The following is an 8,308-nucleotide window of genomic DNA, read 5'->3' on the forward strand; positions in this document are numbered from 1 at the left end:
TGAGGAAGATATGATTTTAGAAATTATCTAATTTATAGATTGTAACTTTTTTAATAATTCTTCACTAGGATTTGGGTAGAATTCTGAATTCTGACATAACTCTAACCAAAATTGTAACTCATCTGCTTCTTTTGCTGAAATTTTAAACTTGTGGATAAAATCAGCCTTACTTTCAGCATTTTGAGCTTCTCTAATATTTGCTCCAATAGAGGTCCCACTTCTAAAAATCTGTGATGCCATTTCGAAACGATTTGTATTTCTTATTTCCTCTGAAAAACTAATAATTTCAAGAGCAAACTCAAAAGTTAATTTTACAATTAAATTATCCTTATCGTTTCTCATCTTCAAATTTTCAAATTAAAGAATCTTCAAATTATTTTTGTCTAACCGTTCGTTGCTCAATTCTTTTTTCAAACTTTTCACCTTGGAAAATACGATTTACCATAATTCCTGGGATGTGAATTTCGTTAGGATCTAAAGTTCCTGCTGGTACTAATTCTTCTACCTCAGCGATGGTTATTTTTGCAGCTCCTGCCATAGGTGCATTAAAATTACGTGCTGTTCCTTTAAAAATTAAATTTCCAGCCTCATCACCTTTCCATGCTTTAACAATAGAAAAATCAGCTTTATAAGCATGTTCTAATACATGCTTTTTTCCGTTAAATTCACGCACTTCTTTTCCTTCAGCTACTTCAGTTCCATAACCTGCTGGTGTAAAGAAAGCCGGAATTCCTGCTTGAGCTGCACGGCATTTTTCTGCTAATGTTCCTTGTGGTGTTAATTCCACTTCTAATTCTCCAGACAACATTTGACGTTCAAATTCGGCATTTTCACCTACATAAGAAGAAATCATTTTTTTGATTTGTTTCTTTTGTAATAATAAGCCTAACCCAAAATCATCTACTCCTGCATTATTAGAAATACAAGTTAAGTCGGTTACATTTTTTCGTACTAATTCAGCAATACTATTTTCTGGAATTCCACACAATCCGAAACCACCTAACATAATTGTCATTCCGTCTTGAATTCCTTCTAAAGCTTCCTGAACGTTATTCACTTTTCTAGAAATCATAAATATAGTTTAGTTGTTTGTTAAAATTTATATACCTACATCATTTGCGTCTGGCTGAGTATCAATTGGAGCGGCTAAAGAATCGATAGCTGTAGAATCTACAACTCTACTTGGTTCTGGAGCACAATCTACCGTTATTGAAAAATTGGCTGGTTTTTCAAATGGTTTCTGAGACACATTTAAAGACTTATCTGCCAAACATTTTCTCATAAAGATACCATAAATTGGCAAAGCCATTGTGGCACCTTGACCGAGCGAAGTTTCTTTGAAATGGGCAGATCGGTCTTCGTTTCCTACCCAAACACCGGCGGCCAAATTAGGCACCATACCAATAAACCAACCATCAGAATTGTTTTGTGAAGTACCTGTTTTACCCGCCACAGGTCCTTTAATGTTATATGGTACACCCGTTAAGAAATTAGATGGTGCTGAAGCAGCCCAACGTAAACGAGAACCTGTTCCTGATTCAGTTACTCCTTCCATTAATTTAATAACAGTGTAAGCTACATCTTTATTCACCACATCATGAGTTTCTGGAGTAGATTGATAAATAACTACTCCGTTTTTATCTTCAATTTTGGTAATCAATTGTGGTTTTACATAAACGCCTTCATTCGCGAAAGTACTGAAAGCAGCTACCATTTCTTCTACTGTAATTTCCACTGCCCCAAGGGCTATAGCTGGACGGTTAGGGATATTAGCTGTAACGCCAAGTTTTTTAACCATATCTACAACTGCTGGAGCTCCTACTTCATTGATTAATCGAGCTGAAACAGTATTAATTGAATTAGCTAATGCTTTTTTCATAGAAACTAATCCCCTGTATTTTCCATCAGAATTGTTTGGTGTCCAATCCTTATCGTTATTATCTCCTTTTGGAATAGTAAAAGGAGCATCTAAAATCATTTCACAAGGCGATTTTCCTAATCGGTCAATACAAGTGGCATATACAAAAGGTTTAAAAGTTGAACCAACTTGACGAGCCCCTTGACCTACGTGATCGTATTGGAAATATTTATAATTGATTCCTCCTACCCAAGCTTTTACGTTACCTGTTTGAGGTTCCATAGCCATCATACCTGCTTGTAAAAAATGCTTGTAATACAAAATTGAATCTTTTGGTTTCATGATGGTATCACGCTCTCCTTTCCAAGTGAAAATTTTCATTTTTGTTTCTACATCAAATGACTTAATGATCTCTTCATCCGATTTTCCATTGATGCTCATTACACGCCATCTTTCGGAATTCTTCATCGCTTGTTTAATGATTTTATCCGTTTCTTCAGGAGTTATATCTAAAAATGGAGCGTTAGGATTGTCTTTTTGTCTTCTGAAAAACTCTTTTTGTAAATTTGCTAAATGCTCGCTAACTGCTTCTTCAGCATATTGTTGCATTCGTGAGTCAATTGTGGTATAAATTTTTAATCCATCAGTATAGATATCATACTCTTCTCCATCATCATTTGGATTATTCTTAACCCATTCTTTTAACTCTTCACGAATATATTCTCTAAAATAAGTGGCCATTCCTTCAGAATGACTTTCCGGTTTAAAGTTTATTTTTACAGGACGTTTTTTTAAGGCTTCTGCAATTTCTTTTGTAATAAAATTGTTTTTTACCATTTGATCAAAAACAGTATTACGTCTATTAAGCACTTTTTCTTTTCTCTTTTCCTTTGTTGGATTAAATAATGCTGGATTTTTTAACATCCCTACAAAGAGAGCGCTTTCCTCTATTGACAAATTTTTAGGTTCCTTATTCATGTAAATTTTAGCAGCCGAACGTATACCTACTGCTCCATTTACAAAATCTACTTTATTAAGATATAAAGCAATAATTTCTTGTTTAGTATATTGTCGTTCTAATTTCGTAGCGATAATCCACTCCTTACATTTTTGAATAATACGAAAAGGTAAAAATTTGGAACCTTCTCCGTGGAATAAATTTTTGGCAAGCTGTTGAGTAATGGTACTTGCTCCTCCACTTCTTCCAAGACTTGAAACCGCTCGCAAAGTACCTCTTGCATCAATTCCTGAATGCTCATAAAAACGCTCATCTTCAGTAGCTACTAATGCCTTAACTAAGTGTTGTGGTAAATCTTCATACTTAACTGGTGTTCTGTTTTCTTTATAAAACTTACCAATTGTTTTTCCGTCAGAAGAAATAATTTCGGTAGCAATATTGGTATCTGGATTTTCTAATTCATCAAAAGAAGGCATTTTACCAAAAAATCCCCACGATGCTAAAAGAAAAAATAATATCACTCCTCCAAATGAATAAAAGAAAAGTTTCCAAAACCTTCTTACATAATCAGAAAAATTTACTTGATTATTTTTGGTCGCCATATGTTTTTATTTTGTTTTTTCAATTCTTAATCCAACATCTGTAACGCCTTCTAAATCCTGAACTCCAGAAACTTTACCAGTTTGTCTCAAGGCGTGTTCAACTGTTACTGTATATTTACCTACTTTAGCAAAGCTAAAATTTTCTTTGTACCACAATTTACTTTCTTTTACATCTGAAAAACCCTTACCTAATAATGTACCGTCTGGATTAGTCATTTGGTATTCTAAAGTATCGACTAATACCTTACCCCCAGGCTCGTTCATTGAAACAATGACAAACAAGTTATTGTAAGGATAATCATTGTTATTTCTTACATTTAAAAACAGATTGTATTTGCCAATTGTATCTTTCTGTTCGAATGTAAACGTTGCTTTTTGGTTCTTTTTCCAAGTACCATCAAACTCTCTATATTCATCGAAAACTTGATTTTTATCGCAAGCAAAAAGAACAAAAATTAGGCCAAACAATGCTAACTTTTTGAACATATTATTCATTTTTATCTTTCTCTTTCGTTGGTTTTCTTCTTTTTTTATTCTTATTGTTTTTCTTTTTAGGCTGATCAAAACGAGTTAAACTATCTTGACCAACAACATTTTCAAATTTCTTTTCAACAGAAGCAGCGGTAACTTCCTCTACATAATCTTCTAATTGCACTATTTTTTTTCCTTGCTTATTTAAGGCTACAATTTGTTTCGCTTGATCCGCTTTAATCATGTGCCAATGTGCTGGATTATTAGCATAAGAAAACCACATTAGTCCTTTGAAAATATCTAACTTTTGACAATATGCATCGCCTTTTTCGGTTAAAATTTTGGTGTCCATATCTGGGAAACCTTTTAAGGCATCTAGATACGTGTCTAACTCATAATTTAAACAACATTTTAACTTTCCACATTGACCTGCGAGTTTTTGCGGATTTAGTGAAAGTTGTTGGTAACGAGCTGCCGATGTATTGACACTTCTAAAATCTGTTAACCAAGAAGAACAACATAATTCTCGCCCACAAGAACCAATTCCTCCTAAACGAGCGGCTTCTTGACGGAAACCTACTTGTTTCATCTCAATTCGAATTTTAAATTCAGAGGCATAATCTTTAATCAGCTGACGAAAATCAACACGGTCATTGGCAGTGTAATAAAATGTAGCTTTTGAACCATCACCTTGAAATTCGATATCAGATATTTTCATTTCAAGATTTAATGCAATGGCCAACTCTCTAGCTCTTACTTGAATAGCTTCTTCTTTATTTCGTGCTTCTTGCCAAATATCAATATCTTTTTGAGTGGCTTTTCTGTAGATTTTTGGAATTTCACCTTTGTAATCGGCTTTCTTTTTGTCCATTTGTACACGAACCAATTCACCTGTTAGAGATACAATTCCAACATCATGTCCAGAAGTGGCTTCAGTAGCTACAACATCACTAATAGCTAATTGCAACTTTTCTGTATTCCTAAAAAATTCTTTTCTGCCGTTTTTGAAGCGTACTTCCACACAATCAAAGGGTTCTTGTCCGCCTGGTAATGTCATGTTTGACAACCAATCGAAAACCGTTAATTTGTTGCAGCTATCGGTGCCGCAAGTCCCATTATTTTTACATCCACGGGGTGTTCCATCATTAGAACCCGTTGAACAACTTGTACATGCCATATTTGAATATATATTGATCGTCCTCTTATTGGGACTACTTGTTCATTAATTAAGTTGGTAAAGATAGCATTTTTCAATGAATTGTAATAACGAAATTTTTTGCATAAACGTATGTTTAAAAGAAAAAACCTATTGAATTTATCTCCAATAGGTTTCAAATATTTTTACATAAATTATTTTATGTTTCTTTTACAGAAATAATGTTTACTGGACAGGCCTTTTCTGCTAATTCACAGGCTTCAAAAATCGTATGATCGGGTGATTTTAAGGTATGAAAACCTTTATTGTCTGTTGATTTTAACAAAACTGTCTTTCCGTCTTTTTTTGACATCTGAAATTGGGCTGGTGCAAATTCAACACAATAATTACAGCCAATACATTTATCTCTTTGTAGCGTAATAATTACCATTAGGCTTCCACTAATTTATACATTTTATCAGACAAACGCACTCTAAACGGCACTTTCAATGTTAAACTATCGCCTTTAGTTGCTTTTTCTAATTTAGAATCATTCACCATCATATCTTCCAAAACTAATTCTTGCACACCAGTACTTGGACCTGTAATCAAAATTTTATCCCCAATTTTAACATCATACGCTTCAATTTTGAATTCGGCTACACTTGATTTTGGAAAATAATGCATGCCTTTACCAATGTACACTTTCTTTTGTGTGGCATTGCTTCCGGGGTCTTTACTCCATTCTCCTAATTTTTGTCCTAAGTAATAGCCACTCCAAAATCCTCTGTTGTAAACCGTATTTAAGGTTTCCATCCATTGGGCAATTTTATCCTGAGAGAATGTTTTTTCATAGTAAGCATCTATGGCTTCACGATAGGTTTTTATAACCGTAGCCACATATTCTGGTGCTCGACCGCGGCCTTCAATTTTTAAAACTTTAATTCCAGAATCAATCACTTGATCTAGAAAATCGATGGTACATAAATCTTTAGGCGACATCATGTATTCGTTATCAATTTCGATTTCAAATCCAGATTCCTGATCAATAACCGTATATTTTTTTCTACAATTTTGTTTACAAGCTCCGCGATTAGCAGAAGAATTATGAGAATGAAGGCTTAAATAACATTTTCCAGAAACGGCCATACACAACGCACCGTGACCAAAAATTTCAATTTCTACTAAGTTACCACTTGGACCTTTTATCTGTTCTTTTTCGATTTGTTCGGTGATTTTTTTTACCTGACGTAAGCTTAATTCACGCGACAAAACAATGGTGTCGGCGAAAAGCGCATAAAATTTAACCGTTTCAATATTAGTCACGTTGACTTGCGTAGAAATATGCACTTCCATACCAATACTTCGAGCGGTCATAATTACGGCTTGATCCGCAGCAATAACCGCTGTAATATTTGCTTCTTTTGCTTTATTTAAAAGTGTTTTTACAATCGATAAGTCGTGATCGTATATAATGGTGTTTAACGTCAAATACGTTCTGACTTTTTTTTCTTGACAACGACGTGCAATTTCAGGTAAATCATCTAACGTAAAATTCATGGTTGCGCGTGCACGCATGTTCAATTGCTCAACCCCAAAATATACCGAATCACATCCATTATCTAAGGCTGCTTGCAAAGATTCGAAATTTCCTGCAGGCGCCATTAATTCAATTCTTCCTGTTGTGGTCATCTTAATTTAAAATTTTATATAATTTATCAGAAGCACGCACTTTAAAAGGAACCGACATCGTCACTTTATCTCCAGCAACAGCATTAGTTCGTGGTTGGCCATTTACATACATGTTTTCCACCACCAATTCTTGTTCACCCGTTGTTGGACCCGAAATCAATACCTTGTCCCCTAATTGCAATTCGGCTTTTTCTAAAATAAATTGACCTACTTGCGATTTAGAATAGTAATGTTGGCCTTTACCTACTAATACTTTTTTCTGAGCTATGCGTTGGCGAAGTGTTTTCGTTTTCGGTTCAAAAACAGTATTACCTGCATTAAAATCGGTTGCTTTTGCTAAAGAAATACCTTCCAATTGACCTGAATGTTTAAACTTTAATGCTTCTGATTTTCCCTTTCTAAAAATTTTATTACCCACTTGTTTTCCAGCACGTAACGCCACTTGTTCTGCTAATGGTAAGTGTGTAATTTCTAGACATTCGGTAGAACAGCAATGTTCCATTTTTTCTGCACAAGCTTCACACTGAATAAACAACAAATGACAACCATCGTTAGCACAATTGGTGTGCACATCACATGGCGTTCCACATTGGTGGCATTGGGCAATAATATCATCAGTGATTCGTTCTCCTAAACGGTGATCGAACACAAAATTCTTACCTATAAATTTACTTTCTAAACCTTCTTCTTTGATTTGTTTGGCGTAATTAATAATACCGCCTTCCAACTGAAAAACATTTTTAAAACCTTGATGTTTAAAATAGGCCGAAGCTTTTTCACAACGAATGCCGCCTGTACAATACATCACAAGGTTTTTATCTTCTTTAAAATCTTTTAATTGTTCATTGATAATAGGAAGCGATTCGCGAAACGTTTCCACATCTGGGGTAATGGCACCTTTAAAATGACCCACTTCACTTTCGTAATGGTTTCTAAAATCAACTACAATGGTATTCGGATCGTCTAAAATTTCATTGAATGCTTTAGCATTTAAGTGCACTCCTTTGTTGGTTACATCAAAGGTTTCATCGTTTAATCCATCAGCCACAATTTTATGTCGGACTTTAATAGTCAATTTTAAAAACGAATGGTCGTCATGTTCCACAGCCACATTTAAGCGGATGCCTTTCATGAAATCGTAGGCTTCTAAAGTATCTCTAAACGCTTCGAAATTTTCTGCCGGCACCGACATTTGGGCGTTAATACCCTCTTTGGCCACGTAAATTCGACCCAAAGCATCTAATTTATTCCAAGCTAAAAATAATTCGTTACGAAATTGTTGAGGATCTACAATGTGCGCGTATTGGTAGAAAGATAATGTCAAACGTTGTTGACCTGCGTCGTCAATTAAACACGCTCTTTCTTCTGCGCTTAAGGTGTTATACAGTTGCATGCTATCACAGTTTAAGTTGAGAAAATAAAAAAATACTGCGGCTCCTATTGGCGGAACCGCAGCAAAGGTATAAAAAAGCGTTTGATTTTTTACTTTCTACTATAAAACAGATTGGCCTTATGAACTAGAACGGAGATCATATTGGTATTAATGAATCGGAGTTGTTGTTTGAGGTGATAAAGGAGTTAAGATTTTAAAT

Annotated in this window: 8 protein-coding genes; all 8 read right to left on the minus strand. The window is 34.6% G+C overall.

The features are described 5' to 3' along the window. Nucleotides 1-27 precede the first annotated feature (27 nt). Nucleotides 28-342 carry a four helix bundle protein gene (locus tag QZ824_RS09550; RefSeq protein WP_291275794.1) on the minus strand — a complete coding sequence of 105 codons (315 nt, stop codon included), beginning with the start codon at nt 340-342 and terminating at the stop codon, nt 28-30. Nucleotides 343-373: 31 nt separating this feature from the next. Continuing rightward, nucleotides 374-1,072 carry a CoA transferase subunit A gene (locus tag QZ824_RS09555; RefSeq protein WP_291275795.1) on the minus strand — a complete coding sequence of 233 codons (699 nt, stop codon included), beginning with the start codon at nt 1,070-1,072 and terminating at the stop codon, nt 374-376. A 27-nt stretch (nt 1,073-1,099) separates the two neighbouring features. After that, complete coding sequence (locus QZ824_RS09560) at nt 1,100-3,418, minus strand: penicillin-binding protein 1A (protein ID WP_291275796.1); 2,319 nt, start codon at nt 3,416-3,418, stop codon at nt 1,100-1,102. A 6-nt stretch (nt 3,419-3,424) separates the two neighbouring features. Beyond that, nucleotides 3,425-3,904: a gliding motility lipoprotein GldH gene (locus QZ824_RS09565; RefSeq protein ID WP_291275797.1), complete on the minus strand. Its 480-nt coding sequence runs from the start codon at nt 3,902-3,904 to the stop codon at nt 3,425-3,427. A 1-nt stretch (nt 3,905) separates the two neighbouring features. After that, the gene (gene ricT / locus QZ824_RS09570) at nt 3,906-5,066 is read right to left on the minus strand and encodes a regulatory iron-sulfur-containing complex subunit RicT (protein ID WP_291275798.1); all 1,161 of its coding nucleotides are present in this window, start codon (nt 5,064-5,066) and stop codon (nt 3,906-3,908) included. A gap of 178 nt (nt 5,067-5,244) precedes the next feature. Further along, a complete protein-coding gene (locus QZ824_RS09575) occupies nt 5,245-5,475 on the minus strand; it encodes a ferredoxin (protein WP_291275799.1) in 231 nt (76 codons plus the stop codon). Continuing rightward, nucleotides 5,475-6,716, minus strand: a complete 1,242-nt coding sequence (locus tag QZ824_RS09580; RefSeq protein WP_291275800.1) for a peptidase U32 family protein — start codon at nt 6,714-6,716, stop codon at nt 5,475-5,477. Before QZ824_RS09580 ends, QZ824_RS09575 begins: the two co-directional genes overlap by 1 nt. Before the next feature lies 1 nt (nt 6,717). Further along, entirely contained in the window at nt 6,718-8,109 is a 1,392-nt protein-coding gene (locus tag QZ824_RS09585) for a rhodanese-related sulfurtransferase (protein WP_291275801.1), read from the minus strand. Between the last annotated feature and the right edge of the window lie 199 nt (nt 8,110-8,308).

The organism is Flavobacterium sp. (genome assembly GCF_021151785.1).
In the GTDB taxonomy this organism is placed as follows: domain Bacteria; phylum Bacteroidota; class Bacteroidia; order Flavobacteriales; family Flavobacteriaceae; genus Flavobacterium.

Excerpts from the sequence above, each read along its gene's own strand:
- QZ824_RS09550 (WP_291275794.1), bottom strand. The coding sequence starts at position 342 with ATGAGAAACGATAAGGATAATTTAATTGTAAAATTAACTTTTGAGTTT.
- QZ824_RS09555 (WP_291275795.1), bottom strand. The coding sequence starts at position 1,072 with ATGATTTCTAGAAAAGTGAATAACGTTCAGGAAGCTTTAGAAGGAATT.
- QZ824_RS09575 (WP_291275799.1), bottom strand. The coding sequence starts at position 5,475 with ATGGTAATTATTACGCTACAAAGAGATAAATGTATTGGCTGTAATTAT.
- ricT (WP_291275798.1), bottom strand. The coding sequence starts at position 5,066 with ATGGCATGTACAAGTTGTTCAACGGGTTCTAATGATGGAACACCCCGT.
- QZ824_RS09565 (WP_291275797.1), bottom strand. The coding sequence starts at position 3,904 with ATGTTCAAAAAGTTAGCATTGTTTGGCCTAATTTTTGTTCTTTTTGCT.
- QZ824_RS09580 (WP_291275800.1), bottom strand. The coding sequence starts at position 6,716 with ATGACCACAACAGGAAGAATTGAATTAATGGCGCCTGCAGGAAATTTC.
- QZ824_RS09585 (WP_291275801.1), bottom strand. The coding sequence starts at position 8,109 with ATGCAACTGTATAACACCTTAAGCGCAGAAGAAAGAGCGTGTTTAATT.
- QZ824_RS09560 (WP_291275796.1), bottom strand. The coding sequence starts at position 3,418 with ATGGCGACCAAAAATAATCAAGTAAATTTTTCTGATTATGTAAGAAGG.